Source organism: Neobacillus sp. GCM10027624 (genome assembly GCF_042675345.1).
GTDB classification, from domain to species: domain Bacteria; phylum Bacillota; class Bacilli; order Bacillales; family Cytobacillaceae; genus Neobacillus; species Neobacillus cucumis_D.
Genome location: NZ_JBHTHD010000002.1, coordinates 460087 through 478854 on the forward strand (window position 1 = coordinate 460087; position 18768 = coordinate 478854).

Here is an 18768-nt window from a genome sequence, read left to right on the forward strand (position 1 = left end):
TCATAATAGTGATTGGTAGATTTTATCTATTTCTTTAACCATATTAGTGACCGTCAAATGTTCATCAGCAAAATTCTTAGCTTGCTTAGAAAGTGTTATTCTTAACAATTGATTTTGCACGAGCAATAACAATTTTTCGGCTAGCTGCTTAGGATTAGCAGGTTCAATAATAAGTCCGGTATCATTGTCTTGAATGATTTCCGGGATTCCCCCCACATTTGTTGCCAGAATAGCTTGCCCAGCAAACATTGCCTCAATAATCGAGATTGGTAGTGTATCACTAATGGTTGGCTGAACAAATATATCAGATTGCCTAAGCAATTTTGGTATATCGTTTCTGCTCCCTAAAAAAGAAACATTCTTTAATTTAAGCTCCCGAATTTGCTTTTCAAGCTCCTCTCGCATCTCTCCATCACCAACAACCCAGACCTCTACATTATATAAATCGTCTTTAAGAAGAGATAGCGCTTCGAATAAATACTTATGCCCTTTACGCGGGCGAAGGCGTGAAACACAGGTTATAATTATTTTGTTTTGTCCATTCTGAGATTTTTTAACCTCAAAATCGATTCCTGTGTAAACCGTGGTCATGCAGCTATTTTTGGCTCCTAATTTTTTTAAAATCGGTCGAAAGGCATCACAAAGAATAATCAGTTGATTTGCATTTTTTATCGCTTGTTCGTCAATAGTAGAAAAATAACGTTCTTCAATTGACCCCTTTTCAATTAAATTAAACTTCAGTTTGGAATAAGTCATAAATCCATGAGGGGTAAATAGAATTGGTTTTTGAGAAGCCTCTTTTATTGTTCCTACCACATTGCAAGTGAACCGATCTTGTGCGTGAATGATATCATATTTACTCAGATTCAAATCCATTAACATCATTTTATAAATAGAAAGATTGCTTATATTAGAAAGAATGCCTTTGCTAACATAGCCGTAGCGTTCTTGAAAAAATTGTTTGAAATACCTTTTCACTTTGGAATATACTTCCTTCGTTGATTCCTTTGGAAACAGGTCTGGCGAAAAAACGTCAACTTCATGCCCAATCCTTTCCAATCCTGCTTTAAGTGTGGCAATATAGTTTTGCAAACCTCCAATCACGTGATAGTCCCAAAAGGTCGTAATGAGAATTCGAAGCTTTTTGTTTTCCTTTTTTCCTTCGGGTGCCTTGTCTTTTTTTATTATTGGTTCATACACAAAATTTGAAGCTACACCGTAATATTGATCCATGGCTTTGATTAGATATGGGAAATGAGCAGGCAATGGGGGCAAATCACTCACTTTAGCTTTGCTCACTTCCATACCCTCCTAATGATTTCAAATGCTTCTGCGTATTCTACACCGACGGTCATTCCTCGTACTCGAGATAAATATTTTACACCTTCATATGAGCGCGGATGAGGAAATGGTCTCATTTCTATGTCATAATGCTCTAGAGATTTAATTTTTTCTTCAATTGTGTCTGTTATATCGACAAAATAATTTGGTTTAAATTCTTTGTCATTGGTATGCTGACTCCATTCACTCGAGGATACGGTTTCAAAACATAGAATTTCCACTGGCCTTTTTCCAGGCAGTGGCCGTGCTGCCGTTAATACCGCTTGAAACAAAATTTGATGGTCACGATTGGTGTCACCATAATGATGGGTAAATATAATAGATGGATCATACTTATCCAATAAGGCTTCAATCGATTTATTGATTTCATGAAGAGGTTTGGTTTCTAATAATAGATTAGGAAACTCCAAAAAAATTACCTCTTCCACCCCCATTTGTTTGTTGGCTTTTAACATAAGAGGTTTGATGTGATGTTCCTCTTCCTTTCGTCCTTTTGCGGCAATGACGGAAATGACTCTGTACCCATTATTTACTAGTTTTTTTATCGTTCCGCCGCTTCCAAGAATTTCATCATCGGGGTGAGCGGCAATCACTAGTACATTCTTACTCATAAAACACATCAACTCCAGAAAAAATTCTTTCTAGAAGTATATGGAAATAATTGCCTTAATGATATGGACAAACAGTCAAAAATGACAAAAAAGAAGCTTGTTTTTACCTTATATTTCCTTAAATACAGGAATGCTGCTTTTATCTTTAGTAAGTTCCTTCCAAAACTGTATGGATACATATAAAAAATAATGAAATCATTTTGATTCCCTCCATTTGTTTCCTGTATTTTTTGTGATTTTTTTTTGAAAAAAAATGTTTATTTTGTTGTTCGATAGTAAGATGCATTTACATAAAAAAAGGCTCCATATATTTAATATAAAAAAGACTGCCATCATTTCGAAGCCAGCTCATTAAAGAAGCACCTCATTCGTTCAGGAAAATGGCGATGCATTATTCTTTATCATTTTAGTTAGAAACCATATTCCAACCAGATCAGATCCATAAATCGGTATTTTATTTAAACTAACCCCTATAGGTTAGGATAAATTGATCCTTTTAAATATACCAATTATTTGCTACTATTACTCCATAAAATACTCTGATTTAAAAAGGAAGGATACATATGAGATATAACCCAAACTATGCACCAGGACCAACGGACGTACGTGAGAATGTACGCTTGGCGTTAGCTAAAAAAACAAATAACCCGGATTTTGATAAAGAATTCATCCACTATTACCATGAGGTATGCCAAAAAATGGGCCAGGTCATGGGTACTACAAATGAAGTACTGCTGCTTGCTGGAGAAGGAATTCTAGCTTTGGAAGCGGCCTGTGCGAGCTTAACTGAACCTGGTGACCGTGTCCTCGTACTCGATAACGGGATCTATGGTGAAGGTTTTCAATATTTTGTCAGAATGTATGGAGGAGAACCTGTTGTCTTAAGTTTTGACTATCATAAAGACATACCTGTTGAAGAATTACGCACTTTTTTAGAAAAAGATCATGACTTCAAATATGCAACATTTGTTCATTGTGATACACCAACGTCCATCTTAAATGATGTTAGTCAACTCTCTCCCGTACTAAAAGAATATGGCATTCTAACAGTGGTAGATTCAGTAGCTGGTATGGTTGGTGAACCCATCGATGTCGACCAAAATCAAATTGATATTTGCTGTGGAGGTACGCAAAAGGCTATCTCAGCACCTGTTGGCTTAGCGATCGTTTCCGTTAGTGAGGACGCTAAAAAAGCAATGAATAACCGTGTAACGCCAATTGCATCATTTTATGCAAACCTACAAATTTTCGAGGGATATATTGAAAAAGGCACCTTGCCTTATACAATGCCCGCTGGCAATATTGAAGCTTTAGATGTTGCCTTGGACAATATTTTAAAAGAAGGACAAATGGCTGTTTATAAGCGACATACAAAAATTGCGCGCGCTGTAAGGAAGTCTATACAGGAATATGGACTAACCTTATTCTTAGAATCAGGATGCTCCAATACGGTAACGGCCCTTATCATTCCAGCAGAAATAGGCGCATTACGATTACAACAACATATCAAAGAAACATACAATTTATTTATCGCTACTTCTTTGGCGCAATATGAAGATGTCATCTTACGAATTGGTCATATGGGCGAAAATGCCTTCATGGAAAAAGTTCTATCTGTATTAACTGTGATCGATCATGGCCTACGTGATTTAGGTTTCAAAGGAAAGGGTAATCTTGGACAACTATTCCTAGATGCCTATAAAGGAGAAAATTAAGGGATAGTTTTTGTCTGCCCGCTATAGAACCCACTCTTTTTTAAGGAGTGGGTTTCGTTCATCATTAGGAATTTTAAAAATATTTCCGTATTGCCCGCATCGTAAAAGAAAGCAGGTATAAATTTTTGTGTCAGCTAATGTAAACGGTGGTACATGAATATTGTTATACAACTCCCCATGTACCTCCGTTTTTGACCAGCTAATCCCACCCTAGGTAATGGATTGAAGGTCAATCCCCTCTACAAATTCGACGAAGGCCTTTACTACGTTGAATTCTAAAGATTCTTCATGGTAGAACATCCATGTCTTTCGAATGATTTTTTCTCCCTCCTTGTTTTTAATTTCAATTTTATTGATATGTACAAGATCATCAATATTCATGCTTGGCATAATTGCGTAGCCCAAGCCATAACCGACCATCTTTTTGCAAGTATCTGCTTTATCCACATTAATACTAACGAGTGGAGGCTGTGAATAATTTTCAGCCCACCAGTTATCAATTACAGCTTTTAATAATGGATCCGTTTCATAGTCAATTCTTGGTAAACTGGGCAGTCGGTTCATGTCTATTTCTTCTTTTGAAGCAATACAAATGCTTTCTTCGAAGAGAAACTTTTTTTGATCCTTCCAGCCATATTCCCCTTTTAAAAAGCCGACATGAACATCATGATTGTACATTAAATGGGCAATATCATTGCTGGAACCAGTTACTACTTTAAACTCGACATCAGGGTATTGATCTTTAAAAAGTTTTAATAATCCGGGAAGTTTATAATCCGTAAAAAACGTTGAAGCACCCAGCCTTAATGTACCTGATATTTTTTTCTCCATATTCAGGACTGTTTCTTTCATCCTTTGGATTCGCAATAACATTTCATGTGCATTTTTTGCAAGATATTCACCTTGTGGAGTAAATTCGACTCCGCGCCAGTTTCGATTCACGATTTTAACTCCAAAGTAGCTTTCCATTGTTTTTAACCGATTGGTTAAAGCCGGCTGTGAAATATGCAGTATTTTAGCAGTATTGGTTATATTTTTTTCTTGATAAAGGGTTTGCAAAACCATCCAGTCTCTTTCATCCATCGAAATCACCTTGTATCCCTTAAGAAATAACTTTTGATTATGGTTTCCAATATAAATTCCATATTTTATTTATTGCTTTGATTATACTATATTTAGATTACGAAATCTTCATTGGATATTTTGATGCAAGGAGGCTAGATTATGAATGGAAAAAACACCTTTTTTCGCAGTGTTTGTTTTATATTGATAAGTAGTTTAGGAGGATTCTTGATCTCATTGACCGACCTATCCATTGGATGGATGATCGGCACATTTTTGGCAGCTGCTTTCCTTTCCTTTTGGAGGCCATCCTTTTTAAGGGGTAATGAGAATCAAAAAGGGATGCCAAAATACTGGTTATTTATGGGGCAGTTTATTCTAGGCATTCATTTGGGACAAAAAATCAACTTGACTTTTTTGCATGTTTTTAAAGAAAATTGGCTTGCCATCATTCTTATGCTTTTTCTTTCGATCATTTTTTCCTTACTTTCCGGTCTCGTACTCTGGAAATATAGTAATACGGATATGATGACCAGCTTTTTCGGAACGGCTCCTGGTGGATTATCCGCCATGCCTGGGATTGCAGAAGAGGCAGGGGCAAATACGGCTATTGTCAGCATTATTCAAACCATGCGCGTGTTTTTAGTGATCCTAATGATTCCGTTGATTGCTTCTATTTCGGCTTCACACAGTGGAAATTCGGCGAATTCTGTTCCCCTTCCGGTTTTGGCAGACCCGGGATTTAAAATCGAGATGTTACTTTGGACTTTTGCCTTTATGGGATTTGCCTATGCGGGCTACTGGTTGATCAAATTTTTACGGTTTCCTGCTCCCTGGCTGATTGGAAGCATGGTGGGGGTTGCCATTGGCCAATCTCTTGGTTCGTTCATGATTGGCAGTGACATCGTTTCGTGGTGGCCTCATGAAGTAATCATTTTATCGCAGATCATGATTGCAGCAAGCATTGGCTCGCGTTTTCAGAAAAGCATGTTTATCGGGTTAAAACGGACGATCATCGTATCTTTCTTAAGTACGGTCGGTCTCATTTTCTCGATGTTTATGTGTGCGGTTTTAGTTGCTAAAATAACAGGGATTTCACTAATCACCTCTATCCTTGCATTCGCACCAGGCGGGATTGCTGAAATGACGACAACTTCTGTCGTCCTCCATGGTGACTCGACCTTTGTCGTAGCCGTACAGGTTCTTCGAATCCTAATTATATGTGTGATCTTGCCTCAATTTTTTAGATTGTTAAATTATCTTGAGCAGAAAAAGCACTTTTTATCTAAACCATCCCTTTAATTTTTTTACGTTAAATTTTTTATGGTTCATATAGTAAAAGTTTGGAATTTTCATATAAGATCTATTTTCACAAAAAGGTGCAGCGATACTTTGTGGATTCGAACAAATGTAGAAAGCTTTGTATCTGCTCCACCGTCACCTATGCGTGCCAACGTAATTGGGATTTACACTGCTGGTGTGCCACAAGAGGGTAACTCGATATTCCATTATCAGTTGTTACCAAGCTCACCCATCTTTCCATCAGCACCCATTTAAAGGAATAGAAACGGTAGCGTAAATTTGCTGCCGTTTTTGTTATTTAATCAACGACCTTCACTCCGACTACACTATCGAACGCCACCCGCTCAAACTCACCGGCTTTTACTTCTATCCGCAGCTCATGCGTTATTGGATCGACGTAATGAACACGGCCAGTTATCACTGAAGTAAATCCGTCATTCCATACCGTCAGCTTTACCGCATGATTGTATTCTGTTGCATACTGTATTCGCAGGTCGAACTCCTCCGCTTGATCCTCGTCTATGATTGGCTTATTAATGCGTTCCTGGTCTCGCCATAGATCCCGCTGCCCCTTTATTAGCTCGGGATGTCCAAACGCGAATTGCCATTTCATAACGCCTCGATCACGAATTGTCATAATAACCACCTCGGTATTATTATATGCGAACGAACGTTCTATATGAATAGAAAAATAAAAGAGCTGCTTAATACAGCTCTAATTACAAAGAAATTACCATCCTCGATTTCTCAACAAGATGCAATACAGCGCTGAAGGAATTCTAAACACCCTTCCCTTCGAAAACGACGACAATTCTCAAATTCTGCCAAATACACTAAACGACAATTCGTTTCGCTGGGACTTTGCGAAAAACAATTGCAGTGCAATAGTTGTAGCTTCCTGCAGATATAAGAAAACTTGGTTTATAGTTGTAAATACTTAAAGGACCGTCTGAAGTGATTCCATCTTCAACTCTTGCACCCATTCGTTTAAGTGAAACTCTTCACAAAATATCTGGAAGGAAATTGCTTAAGTCCTAATGTAATAAAATAAGCCCTATCTGTTTTTATGCAGAAGGACTTGAATATGGATTATAATTGATTCCATTTTTTTATTAATTCATCCCTATCAGGAGCTATAGGAGGCTGTTCTAGCCATCCATTTTTAATCATTATATTAGCCCCATCTTCAGCATACAAAGCTATTTCAGCAGTAAGCCTTACATAATTCAGACCTATATCCCTTCTAGGACTCATTGCCATACTTGTACCATAAAAACCAATACTTAGGGCAATAAGGGATGTAGTGTAGTACATCATAAGTCTATCTGAAAAAGTATGAGTTGTAGACTCTGTTACATCTGAATCCCATGACATAGGTACTGGAAGGTAATCCCCTCTAAGGATAGCTCCAAAAACATCACAATGCTTTTTTGCAATTTCTACACCTCTAAATAAAAACTTGGCTACCTCTTCTGACTTTGCAACTTGACTAAATCCTATTAAGGTTGCAACTCCAAAAGCATTTCTTTGAAAATTAACATAGAGGTTTGATATTTCTGTCCCAACTAATGGTCTCTTTTCTCCAAAAAACCCTTTAAGAAAACTTTGTTTTTTAACAAAATCAATATCATCTGGTACAGGTAAATAAGGAGACCTGATATAAAGACCTTTAGATAATAAAAGCTCTTTTACCTCCCTAAGAAAATTTATTAATTGTGAAATACACTCACTAAAATGACTGTAAACATCTGCCCTAACTGATACTGACAGATTTATACTGTATCCTTGCAGAGCAATTTGTGATGCTTGGTGGAGGTAATTCAAAAAATATGTGTCTGAATACAACCTAGGAGCATTTACATTTACATCCTCATTAAGTTTAAATCCATAAGGTATTGGGTACTTTTCTTTGTTAAAAATCTCAGTTAGTGTTTTAAGATTTCCTTGAGCGATCCCAAAAGCATGTTTGACTAGTGCTTTAATCTCTTCATCCTCAACTATGGTTAAAAAGTATTTAAACTTACAAGCTATGGCAGTATCATTAATATAGGATGCCCAAAGAGCTGTTATCTCTGCTGATGTAAGCTTAACCTGATTGCCTTTCTCCATAAATAAACCTCCATCTAACCAAACAAACCTTTGTTGTACAATATTCCCCTATTTTTCAAACAATATGTAATTGTAGTTTCAATAAAAAAGCCTACTGCCTTATACAGTAAGCTAAAACAATTTATAATTACTTCCTAACCATTTCTGCCCGTTAGAGTTTAAGTACAAACATTCACAATCTCATTAATTTTGGTTAGATTCTTTATAGATAGCTCGCTCTACTAATAATTGATAAATATAAATGATGATTCCATAGAAACAGATAAAATGAAAAAATGTTTAGGTCTTATTTTTTTAAACTCAAAACCCCAACCTGGGTGAAGAATTTTACAAGAGGAAATGAAAGGAATAAATTGATAATAATATTGGTTGCAAGATATTTAAAAAAGTTTTTAACCACGAGTTTTGTAACAAATAATAAATGTGTACATTTTAAACTTTGTTCAGCAATCGGGCAAAATATGGAGAAATCTCAGCATCATACCATATATTGGAAAATAAAAAAGAATAGTTCGCATACTGGAATTTTGATTTGGACTACGACCAAAGTCGTATAACGATTTAGTTCATAGCCTGATGTACTATTCTAACCCAAACTTTATAATGATTAATGAATAAAGTTTTGTTAAATATTACGATACAAAGAGGAGTAAATTTTAAATGAAAAATAAGGGTTTCAAAATATTGATTCATGCTAGTACTTGGTTTGCACCTATACTAGTTCCCATTATCACATATTTTATTATTTCAGATCGAGAAATTAAAAGCTTATCCTTACAGGCTTTGGTATTTCATATTGTAATTGGTATTTTAATCTCAGTGTCTGCTTTTTTTTCTTGGATATTAATCGGGATTCCATTCCTCATTATTTTTGGACTCATTGCTATAATAGCTCCGATTGTTGGAATTGTTAAAGCAATTAATGACCGTCCTTTTCGATATCCTATTATTGGATCATGGTTTTGATTAAATCTAAACAAATCTAATCGTTTTAATGATGATGAAAGTGGTATTTAAATCACTTAATCTTTTATATACTCCATGCCATGGTAATTCATGAGAATGTTAGCTCTGTACGGATACTTGAAAAGAATAGATATGAGAGTGCATTGCTTCAATAACGATCTTCCATAAACGGGCGTCACCCTGTAGTAATGATAAAAGTCCAAATTCTCAATTTTAATGTTGAGAAATTGGGCTTTTTGTATTTATTTATAGTGCAAAATAGCACTTAAAATAAGTGCAGATTACCTCCTAAAGTGACACCAATTATTTACCAAACAATTTCATTAAATTTGGGTATTATTGTACAACTAACACTTAGTTAGCACAAAAAGAAAACGGGATCGCCGCAGCCATCCCATTCCTTAGTTCTTGCACCCGTTAGTGTAAGTGTATTTGTTCACAAACTTGCTTAAAAAAGCCATTTTTTTGGCTATCTTTATTCAAAACTGTTTTTTTATTATTTTACGAACTCCCTCTCAGGTAGCCCACAATATGTCTGTACTTTTAGGTATGTAACCAAGTAGACGCAGCATTGCTACAATTTGCCCTTTATGATGAAATTCATGTGTAATAGAATGAGTTAGTAATTGGTGTGGCGTTTTCCTTATAGCTCCACTGCCTATCTTCCAAGAAGGTTCTTTTTCGATAATATCATCAAATTTATCAGTGAATTGTTCAAATACAGTATCTACATATTTGTCCGCTTGTTGAAAATAACGTTGAATATCTCCTATCTGCATCTCATTGATTACTTCCTTTGTTAATAGGGGTGATGTTTTTTCTGAAAGTGTAAAAGAACCCAGCCAAGCATGATAACAACCTGCCACATGAACTAAAGAATCTCTTATACTTTGAAAACCAAATCCAAATTCTTTTGTAAAATCATTTTCGTTCAATTCTTTACACTGGTCTAATAAAATCTGTCTTGTTTGTTTTACCAATTCATATTCCGTTTTTTCCATACCAATCTCACCTCGTCCCATTTTATTTTAAATAGTGTAATTTATAGAACTTTTTTACCAAAATTTATAAAAAATGGTTATACTTACATTGGAAGTAAAGAAGTATAAAAAAATATCCCTCATGGACAAAGGAGACTAAAAATGAGAAAACTTGTTCTATTTCTGCACGCATCGCTTGACGGTTTTGTAGAAGGTCCGAACGGTGAAATGGACATTGGCTGGGTTTCATACGATGCTGACTTGGAGAAACACGCGAAAGAAATTCTGAGTACTGCCGACACTGTCATATGGGGACGTGAGACTTATCAGATGATGCACAGTTACTGGACATCTGTGCCTTCTGACCCCTCAGCTTCGCAGCATGAACGGGATCATGCCGAGTGGATCGAAAAGACACCCAAAATCGTTTTTTCCACGACGTTGGAGAAAGTCGAATGGAACAATTCCAGACTGGTGAAAGAAGATGTCGAGGAAGAAATCAAGAACCTCAAACAGCAGCCAGGCAAGGATATGGTCATCCTCGGCAGTCCTAGGTTAGCACACTACCTTATGCAGCTTGATTTAATAGATGAGTATAAAATTACAGTTTCTCCCGTCCTGATCGGCAGCGGGTTGCCGTTATTCCAAGGTCTCAAGGAGAAGATCAATCTTAAACTGATTGAAAACAAGACATTTGATTCTGGTGCCATAGCCCTCGATTACCAGACGGTTAGATGACCTTTTCTCCTAAAGCAGATTACGACGGATACGATAGCTCAATAAGCCGCCTCTTCAACCAGGCGGTTTTCTTATCGTTAGATCAACATCAGGATTAACTATAACCTAAATCTAAGATGATGACGCAAACATGAAGTAGATCATACCGGTAAAACAATTTGGGTTAAGGATCCATAAAAAAATGCAAAATCAGGCAATCAAAAACTAATGAAAAAAAGAGCGAAATAAAAAATTGGTATGGAATGATTACTTTAACCTTAAAGTTTGAAAAAATACAATCTTAAAGAAAAAAGAGAACCGCAAAAAAAGACCACATTTAGGTCCAAAAATTCAGTTTCTTCAAGTAAAGCACCCGTTCGTATTATAAGGTCAGCCAGATATTTCTGGTTGACCATTTTTTATATGGTTTTATTATAACGGTAGCCGGGATAGAAAGTAGCACCCATGGGACTTGGATCCCGTCAGCTAAACAGTTCGCCCCCTACTTGTAGAAACATGTTTGAGGCTGGTTGGGACATAAGGGGTCAGTCCCCCACCGATATAACGCTATACTTCATCGGGGTACTGACCCTACAAGTAAGATCGTTAATCCTTCTTGAATCACAAAGCTTAGCTTAAAATCCTTTACTGTTTTATTTCATATTATCTTCGTATTATAATTTTACCTTAAACAAAAATTGAATTAATCAATTCTAATAGTAAAAACTATTTACTAAGGGGGTAATTAATGAGATACAAAGCAGAGAAAACTATTGAAATTTCATCCTGGATAGTTGTGTCATTATTATTAATAAAATTTACGCCAAAAAATAAAATTCGTGAATCACTAGTTGTATTTTTATTTAAACAAGCACTAACATGGATTTTTGGATTACTAGTGGTAGAAAAAAACTTAATTTCCTATCCATCTCGCTTATTTTTCAAAAAAGCAAATAAAGCTACTTTTTCATTTGAATACTTTATATATCCTGGACTGTGCGCTTTATTTAGTTTGTACTATCCAAAAAATAAATCTAACCTTTTAAAAATCCTGCATTGCTTTATTAGTACTTCTGTAATCGTCATCTTTGAAATAATTGCAGTGAAATATACAAAATTAATTAAATATAAAAAATGGACTTGGTATTGGAGTTTTATAACAATTTGGATAACTGATTACTTAACACAAGCTTTTCACAACTGGTTTTTTAAAACTAAATTTCATGAATAAAAAGGGGCAGTTAGACTGCCCCTTGAATTATGTTAAATGCAATATATCAGTCAAGGCTATAAAAGATAGGAGTAGATTGTTAACTCTCTTGTTCCACTCAACGGTACTTTACTAAGAAAAGCTGTATCACAATATGTAAGTTTATCTTGTATAAATTTATAATTTTGCTCTATAGAATCGGTTGATTTTTCCATAAAGTTCCTTCTTCTTTATTATTTACACTATTGGATTCAGTTTATCATTATTTAATTGACCTACCAGTTACTGGTGGTTCATTAAACCAACCTTTTTTAACCAATAGTTTAAACCCTTTTTCTGAAAAACTTTGGACCTGTTCAATTAATTCATTTAGTATTTTGACATGATTCTTCTTATAACTAGATACAGCAGCGTTTTGTAAATTTATTATTCCAATAGGATTTAAAAACGTTATTAGGTTCGTCATTAACTTATCTGAAAATGGAGATTCATGGGCCCTATGAACGAAGCTCTCTAGTCCAGTTGTAGTACTAACTCCGTTTTCCCTAAAAATATCCGATAAAGTAGTAGCTTGATGAAATGATAATTTCTTGCCATCATTAAATAATTGCTTTGACTCTTCATCTTTTACAACATCAGCAAAAGCAGTGCATAGAGCAACACCAACATTATTGCATTGAAGTGCACTGGACATATGTGCCAATTCTACCGCATTAAGTGGCCTCAATTGTGTTGATATAACCTTAAACAGTTTACTCTCTCTTTCATGTGCTTTCATGTATAAAAATGGACTGTTTTGTAACAAGTTCTTTTCTTTTAATAAACCTAAAAGAGATTCATCAATTTGAATCATTTTAGTGAGGACTTCACTAAAGAATTTCTTTACATTCATATCCGCTAATTCTGCATATTGAGAAGCGAGGATTTTCATCCCATTTCCGGTAATATGCTTAAGAATTTCAATGATTAATTGATCGGTAAAAAGCTTTAGTGAGGAGTTATATAAATCAACTTCACTAAAAAATGGCGTTTCATTATAACCGCTGTCATTTAATAACTTTGTAGCCTCTTTTTCTTGAAATGTAGATAATGAATTGATTTCATCTAGAACACTTCTCAAATCTTTATCCTCAGCAGTGTCAATAAGATTTTTTAAAATAATATTAACCATATTCGAACTTGATTGTAGATACCAAAGAAAGCCGAACTCATTTACGTTCATACAAAAGGCTCCTTCATTATTTATTTTCTGTTATTAGAATGACAAAAAATATTGGTAATTATTCAGGGTATATTTCTAATTAATACATTTAGTTCTCAATCTCAAACTATATTAATTATTGTAATTTATATAATTTAATTAGAGTTTCTGTTAAAAGAATACGAATTAAATTCACGGGCTCTCAGGTTTCTCAATAGCTTTTTTAATGATTTTCATTAGTTAAAGGCTATCCAAATTCCTGGTATCACGCACAAAATTGGTAACCATATTGGGCCATGACAGGAACTACAGGAAGGTAGATATCACTTAATCAAATAAATGTCAATCTAACAAATGTTCCAACAGCTCCTTCGAATCCATTATCGAAACAAGAAATGGCGGTGCTAGGAACGTCTCCCTAGACCGCCATCTCTTCGTTTCACCTAATTTTGCATGTAAGCAAGCTGTCCTATAAGATAGCCCCTTTTACTTCCTGTTCCAAAATCGTTGCTTCGCAATTGCTCTGACAAACACTTCTCCGAAGTTGTTAGTGCTTGAAGCAAAGACGACACCCTCAAGCTCTCCGTTTTTCGGTGGCCGTATGTACGATCCCCCTGTGGTCGCCACGCCAATCGGTTTGTAATACTTGTATGTCCCTTGGATAAAGTTTTTCACATTCCAGTCAAAGGCAGCTTGATTTTGCACGCGTCCACCAACAACATACAGAGAATCATAAAGAACAGGATTCGTCGCGAGGAAATTTTGATCCAACGTGATGGTCGTCCCTTGTGCTCCTGTAACCGTACCCAATCGATCGCTGACAAACTCCACGAAGACTCCATGTTCGACGAGCGTGTTCAAAACTGAGATGACCTCTTGATCGGGAAACCCGTTGGCAATCAGAACGGCAACCCTCATGGTATAGGGGAAATGCTGCGTATTGGCTTGACTCAGGGCTGGAGAGGACGCAGAAACGGAAACTTGCTTGGTTGATGGTGGTCGTACATCGATGTTTGAAGCAATGGTGGAAGCCAATGTATGGTCCACATTTCCGAACATGTCGACGATTTGTTGACGAACAGATTGGCTCTTCACTTTTGTGAGTTGAAAAATGAATGACTGTAATATATGGTCTTTTTCAACGTCAGACAAACTATTCCAGAATAGACGTGCTTGGGAAAAATAGTCCTTAAACGTGTCGCTTATGGCTTTGGTGGCTAAGCCTTTTATCTTTTCGGGATAGAAATCGAACCCGCCCTGCTCGACCGGTGTTGGACTTGGTGTATTGCCCGCTAGTGAGTTTTGATAGTAGTTAACCTGGTCAATATCAATGCGTTGGCGATGAGCCCCTTCTCGTTGGTAGTTGTGAAAAGGACAAAGCGGTCGATTGATAGGTATTTCATTGATGTTCGGACCACCCAATCGATACATCTGCGTATCGCGATAAGCAATAAGTCGGCCTTGTAATATAGGATCGTTGGAAAAACCGATGCCCGGAACCACGTTGGTCGGATCAAAAGCGGATTGCTCGGTCTCCGCAAAAAAGTTGTCGACATTACGGTTTAGTGTCAGCTTTCCGATGTAATGAACAGGAACGATTTCTTCTGGCCAGAGCTTCGTCGGATCGAGAACATCAAATTCGTATGCGTGTTCATTTTCTTCTTCAATCATTTGCACCCCAAATTCGTACTCGGGATATATCCCGCGTTGAATCGCCTCATAAATATCTCGCCGGTGAAAATCGGCATCCAACCCGCCGATGATGAGGGATTCTTCTTGGAGAAGCGAATGTACGCCGAGGACTGGCTTCCATTGAAAGCGTACAAATCGAGAGGTTCCTTGGTCATTGATGAACCGGTATGAATTGATCGCATAACCCTCCATCATTCTCCAACTTCTTGGTAACGTCCGATCCGACATAAGCCACATGATAAAATGCGCCGACTCCTGGTTATTTGCTACAAAATCCCAAAAGTTATCTTGTGCTGCTGAAGCTGTCGGCATATCCGTGCGTGGATCCGGATTGGCCGCATGATGTGAATCGACAAATTTCTGCGCGTCATTCACGAAAAACACGGGTAAATTTAATGATAATAGGTCCCAATTGCCCTCGTCAGTATAAAATTTCACTGCGAATCCTCGCAAATCTCGCGAGGTATCGATCGATCCGCGACCGCCATGATTTGTTGAAAAGCGGACGAATACGGGCGTACTTGCACTTGGATTCTGCAAGAATCCCGCCTTGGTATAAGGCTTCATCGACTGATAAACCTGGAATGTCCCGTGAACACCGAACCCTCGAGCATGGGCGACGCGTTCTGGAGTACGTTCTCGGTCAAAATGCATCAGCTTATCAAAAAACAGAAAGTCCTGCAACAGAGCAGGGCCTCGAGTTCCTGCCTTCAATATCCCGTCATTGTTGGATGGCTTTAATCCCGCACTCGTCGTAAGGGGATTTCCTGCATTCTGAACACGAAATTCCTCAAGTTGCTCATCTTTTTTGTTGCTTTGATTCTCTCTTTCGTTAGAAACGTCATCGTAATTCATATGATCTCATGCCCCCTAGTCAAAATGCATTTCACGCTATATGTATGCCCGAGTTCTCCCCAGTATTCGAAGCCTCTTAAACTGGTTAAGCGATGTGGCAAATGCCCTTTTGGAGCTAACGGATTACGTACAATGGAGGGGGGGGAGAACTTCAGAAGAAAACTGTTTTCATACAGTTCGAGGAGGACAGAAGCAAACCGTTGTGAAAGACTGTGAGCAGAACCCGCAATATTCACAACGTTTTTTCTCCAATATGAGGTTGTAATTATATCCTAAGGGGAAATGAGAATTTTGTACTCCTTTACGCACGATATGCGGATTAGCCATCCTCCATGTAGTGTTAATAGTAACGTCAGCAGCTTTTAAAGTATTTAAGACCGGATATCTGGGTCTGTTTTTTCTTTCAACTCTTTTACCCTCTCATCGGATTCGTTTTTTTAACAATTGCCACAATATTAATTGTTTGGAAGTACGTTTGTACACTTGGATCTCCCATTAACCCCAGGAAATCAAGCCCACCATTTACTTTAAAGTCGATTCCTCGTAAACAGAACTTAATCTCTTTTGCAACTAAATTAGCAATCTCATTTTCAAACCTACTAGGTGGGAGGTCAGGAAAATGCGGATTTACAACGTTAAGCAATGTTAAGAAGTAAAAATGCTTAACTTAACAACTATAAGGGATTTTGAGACATATATATGAGACATTTGGAACCCTTTAACTACAGTTATATCCCTCATTATCAATAGAGTAAAACCCTATTGATACAAACCTCATAAACCTTGATATATCAGTATTTGTTCTCTTACCGATGTAAATTGTCAAAATCCTGACGCTACCCCTTTTAGCAGTAATATGTTCTTTGCTTTCGATTTATTTTATTTTTGCTAAGGAAAACAGATATCTAATAACATAACTGAAAAGGTAGAAGTTAACTTAACATTAAAAATAAAGCCGATGATTCCTTAGCGTAGGAAAAATCGGCTTTTTTCATGTCGAAATATGCTTAGCGTACAAAAATCGCGTGACTCCAGCATTGACAAAATGGTCAACACTTCAGTTTGAAATATGGATATATATCATCCATCATAAAATTCTCTTTTTTTCTCATCTTCCTCGAAGATTTCGTCCGTAACTTTTTCTATTTGAATATTGTTAGGGCGGAGAAAATTTATCGTTTCGTGCTCTTCATCAAATTGCTGAACAATCCCTACCATGGTTGGATATTTTTGAATATGCTCTTCATAGCATGATTGAAAGTCTTCGCCCACAACGAGGATTTCCTTTTTCTGGCCACCAATTTCATTATCTTCTATATATGAAATAATAAATTCTTTCATCATTTCCTCCTTATAAAACAAATTTTTTATTAGGGAAATTTAAAAATACAAAAGCACCTAGGGAAGCTTTTTATTCATTTATATCTAATCCAGATAAATTTAAAGAAAGTTCATCTAATACTAAAAATACACAACCAAAAACGGTTCTGTAATCGATATAATCCCCCTTAACTTCAACATTTATCTCAATAATATTCCTTTTATTATGTATGTATTTTTCTTCAAATTGATTAAATTTAATACTTGTAACAGATACACTAATTTCCTCTAGGGATTTTTTTAGCTCTTTTTCAAATATTGAATGATTATAGGTTTCGCTAAAGAAAATACGAATGGTAAATTTCATTTTCCAATCCTCCTTCTACTTATGATTTGCCAAATCTTCTTTACTCACCCTTATTCGAATAACTTGTGTATCTTTTATCCCATATATTTTATTCAACTAGACTGTATCATTAGCAAATAAAAAAAAAGCGATCCACTAGGTATCGCATATTTTACATTATTGCACCCGTTTGCGAGCAAAATGAGTTGTCTTCTTACACTTTTGTCCAATGTTGACTTTGAATTAGTTGAATTACTTCTCACCCTCCTTTTTGCTTCGTAGCCTGTGTTAACGGTACCGCTCTTCTTTAAATGGATCTGCTGTCATCGAATAGCCACGCTCTTCCCAAAAACCAGCCTCGTCTACTTTCATAAACTCAATCCCTGAAACCCACTTTGAGCCTTTCCATAGATAAAATACTTCTGGTGGAATAAACCTTAGTGGATAACCATGTTTTAGATCAATATCTTGCCAATCATGATTTTTATCCTTCCAACGGTATACAAACAAAGAATCGTCCCCTAATAAAGGCTCTAGCGGCAGGTTTGCAGAATAACCAAATCTGTCCCCATTGAAGTAACCGTAAATTTTAATGTATTTTACACCATCATTAATTTCAACAAATTTCAATAACTCTCTAAGTGCAATTCCTTCAAAAGTTGTATCAAATTTAGTCCAGGTGGTAACACAATGCATATTAACGCTTGATATGGTTTTTGGAAGCTCCATGATTTCCTTAAAGGATAAGGACTTTTCTTCCTTCACCTCACCAAAAAGTCTGAAATTCCATGTGATTTCATTAAACTCGGGAACATCGCCTGTGTGCAGTATTGGCCATTTTTCTGTTTCGAATTGGCCAGGTGGAAGCTGCTTTTTCATCTGACACCATCCCTTTTTCATCTTAAACGTTAATTAAAACATAGTGCTTTGTATAGTATGCTTCAAAATAATGCCAGCATACTGTAGTCAAATTCGTTATTTGAGATTCACCTAAAATTTGGAATCAGAGATAAGGACGTTCTCATCCGCAACAATCAATTTTTAGGATATGACGATGATACACCCACCCATTATCGGTACTACAAAGAAGCTGTACAAATTGATGTCATGGTCGAAGGCGCTATTCCTGCTTTTGGATTATATGATAGAACACAAACGGTGAATGTTCGAGTAGAAAACAATGTCTTCGGAAATTCAGGAACACCAGGATATAGCCCGTGGGGAGTTGGAGTAGGAAGCCATACAGCAGTAACAGATCGTCCTTATACTTATTCAAAACTTATTAGGTTATGAAAAAATGAAACACCCCAGATTTACGCCCACCTCAATGGAAGAATCAGT

The 18768-nt window shown here is 36.5% G+C and carries 16 protein-coding genes; 5 read left to right on the forward strand and 11 right to left on the reverse strand.

Annotation, left to right across the window (positions count from 1 at the left end; genetic code table 11):
- Together ACFQZ9_RS02200 and ACFQZ9_RS02205 are read right to left on the reverse strand one after the other, a co-directional pair.
- Complete coding sequence (locus tag ACFQZ9_RS02200; RefSeq protein ID WP_498942124.1) at nt 1-1299, reverse strand: glycosyltransferase family 4 protein; 1299 nt, start codon at nt 1297-1299, stop codon at nt 1-3.
- Nucleotides 1296-1952, reverse strand: a complete 657-nt coding sequence (locus tag ACFQZ9_RS02205; RefSeq protein ID WP_198313840.1) for a PIG-L deacetylase family protein — start codon at nt 1950-1952, stop codon at nt 1296-1298. The genes ACFQZ9_RS02200 and ACFQZ9_RS02205 overlap by 4 nt, the downstream gene beginning before the upstream one ends.
- Before the next feature lie 563 nt (nt 1953-2515).
- Between ACFQZ9_RS02205 and ACFQZ9_RS02210 the strand changes: the two genes are divergently transcribed.
- Nucleotides 2516-3667 (forward strand): pyridoxal-phosphate-dependent aminotransferase family protein, encoded by a 1152-nt coding sequence (locus ACFQZ9_RS02210; protein ID WP_498942125.1) that lies wholly within the window; start codon nt 2516-2518, stop codon nt 3665-3667.
- 210 nt (nt 3668-3877) lie between these two features.
- On the opposite strand, the gene ACFQZ9_RS02215 is transcribed toward ACFQZ9_RS02210, so the two are convergent.
- Nucleotides 3878-4750 (reverse strand): LysR family transcriptional regulator, encoded by an 873-nt coding sequence (locus tag ACFQZ9_RS02215; protein WP_498942126.1) that lies wholly within the window; start codon nt 4748-4750, stop codon nt 3878-3880.
- Between the two features lie 141 nt (nt 4751-4891).
- On the opposite strand from ACFQZ9_RS02215, the gene ACFQZ9_RS02220 reads away from it, so the two are divergent.
- Nucleotides 4892-6031, forward strand: coding sequence for an AbrB family transcriptional regulator (locus tag ACFQZ9_RS02220; protein ID WP_498942127.1), 1140 nt, complete (start codon nt 4892-4894; stop codon nt 6029-6031).
- 298 nt (nt 6032-6329) lie between these two features.
- Here the strand turns inward: ACFQZ9_RS02220 and ACFQZ9_RS02225 are convergent, their stop codons facing one another.
- The gene (locus tag ACFQZ9_RS02225; RefSeq protein ID WP_498942128.1) at nt 6330-6668 is read right to left on the reverse strand and encodes a YolD-like family protein; all 339 of its coding nucleotides are present in this window, start codon (nt 6666-6668) and stop codon (nt 6330-6332) included.
- A 452-nt stretch (nt 6669-7120) separates the two neighbouring features.
- Nucleotides 7121-8140, reverse strand: coding sequence for a DUF3231 family protein (locus tag ACFQZ9_RS02230; RefSeq protein ID WP_498942129.1), 1020 nt, complete (start codon nt 8138-8140; stop codon nt 7121-7123).
- Between the two features lie 660 nt (nt 8141-8800).
- On the opposite strand from ACFQZ9_RS02230, the gene ACFQZ9_RS02235 reads away from it, so the two are divergent.
- Nucleotides 8801-9106, forward strand: coding sequence for a DUF4870 domain-containing protein (locus ACFQZ9_RS02235; RefSeq protein ID WP_198313846.1), 306 nt, complete (start codon nt 8801-8803; stop codon nt 9104-9106).
- Nucleotides 9107-9621: 515 nt separating this feature from the next.
- On the opposite strand, the gene ACFQZ9_RS02240 is transcribed toward ACFQZ9_RS02235, so the two are convergent.
- Nucleotides 9622-10107 (reverse strand): DinB family protein, encoded by a 486-nt coding sequence (locus tag ACFQZ9_RS02240; RefSeq protein ID WP_498942130.1) that lies wholly within the window; start codon nt 10105-10107, stop codon nt 9622-9624.
- Nucleotides 10108-10248: 141 nt separating this feature from the next.
- Between ACFQZ9_RS02240 and ACFQZ9_RS02245 the strand changes: the two genes are divergently transcribed.
- Nucleotides 10249-10824 carry a dihydrofolate reductase family protein gene (locus tag ACFQZ9_RS02245; RefSeq protein WP_498942131.1) on the forward strand — a complete coding sequence of 192 codons (576 nt, stop codon included), beginning with the start codon at nt 10249-10251 and terminating at the stop codon, nt 10822-10824.
- A 727-nt stretch (nt 10825-11551) separates the two neighbouring features.
- Entirely contained in the window at nt 11552-12034 is a 483-nt protein-coding gene (locus ACFQZ9_RS02250) for a CBO0543 family protein (protein ID WP_498942132.1), read from the forward strand.
- A gap of 241 nt (nt 12035-12275) precedes the next feature.
- On the opposite strand, the gene ACFQZ9_RS02255 is transcribed toward ACFQZ9_RS02250, so the two are convergent.
- The 5 genes from ACFQZ9_RS02255 to ACFQZ9_RS02275 form a co-directional block, all read right to left on the reverse strand.
- On the reverse strand, nt 12276-13235 hold the full coding sequence (locus ACFQZ9_RS02255) for a DUF3231 family protein (protein WP_498942133.1): 960 nt from the start codon (nt 13233-13235) through the stop codon (nt 12276-12278).
- Nucleotides 13236-13700: 465 nt separating this feature from the next.
- Nucleotides 13701-15761, reverse strand: a complete 2061-nt coding sequence (locus tag ACFQZ9_RS02260; protein ID WP_498942134.1) for a catalase — start codon at nt 15759-15761, stop codon at nt 13701-13703.
- Nucleotides 15762-16841: 1080 nt separating this feature from the next.
- The gene (locus tag ACFQZ9_RS02265; RefSeq protein WP_498942135.1) at nt 16842-17102 is read right to left on the reverse strand and encodes a hypothetical protein; all 261 of its coding nucleotides are present in this window, start codon (nt 17100-17102) and stop codon (nt 16842-16844) included.
- Between the two features lie 70 nt (nt 17103-17172).
- A complete protein-coding gene (locus ACFQZ9_RS02270; protein WP_498942136.1) occupies nt 17173-17448 on the reverse strand; it encodes a hypothetical protein in 276 nt (91 codons plus the stop codon).
- Between the two features lie 267 nt (nt 17449-17715).
- Nucleotides 17716-18306: a molybdopterin-dependent oxidoreductase gene (locus ACFQZ9_RS02275; protein WP_498942137.1), complete on the reverse strand. Its 591-nt coding sequence runs from the start codon at nt 18304-18306 to the stop codon at nt 17716-17718.
- Between the last annotated feature and the right edge of the window lie 462 nt (nt 18307-18768).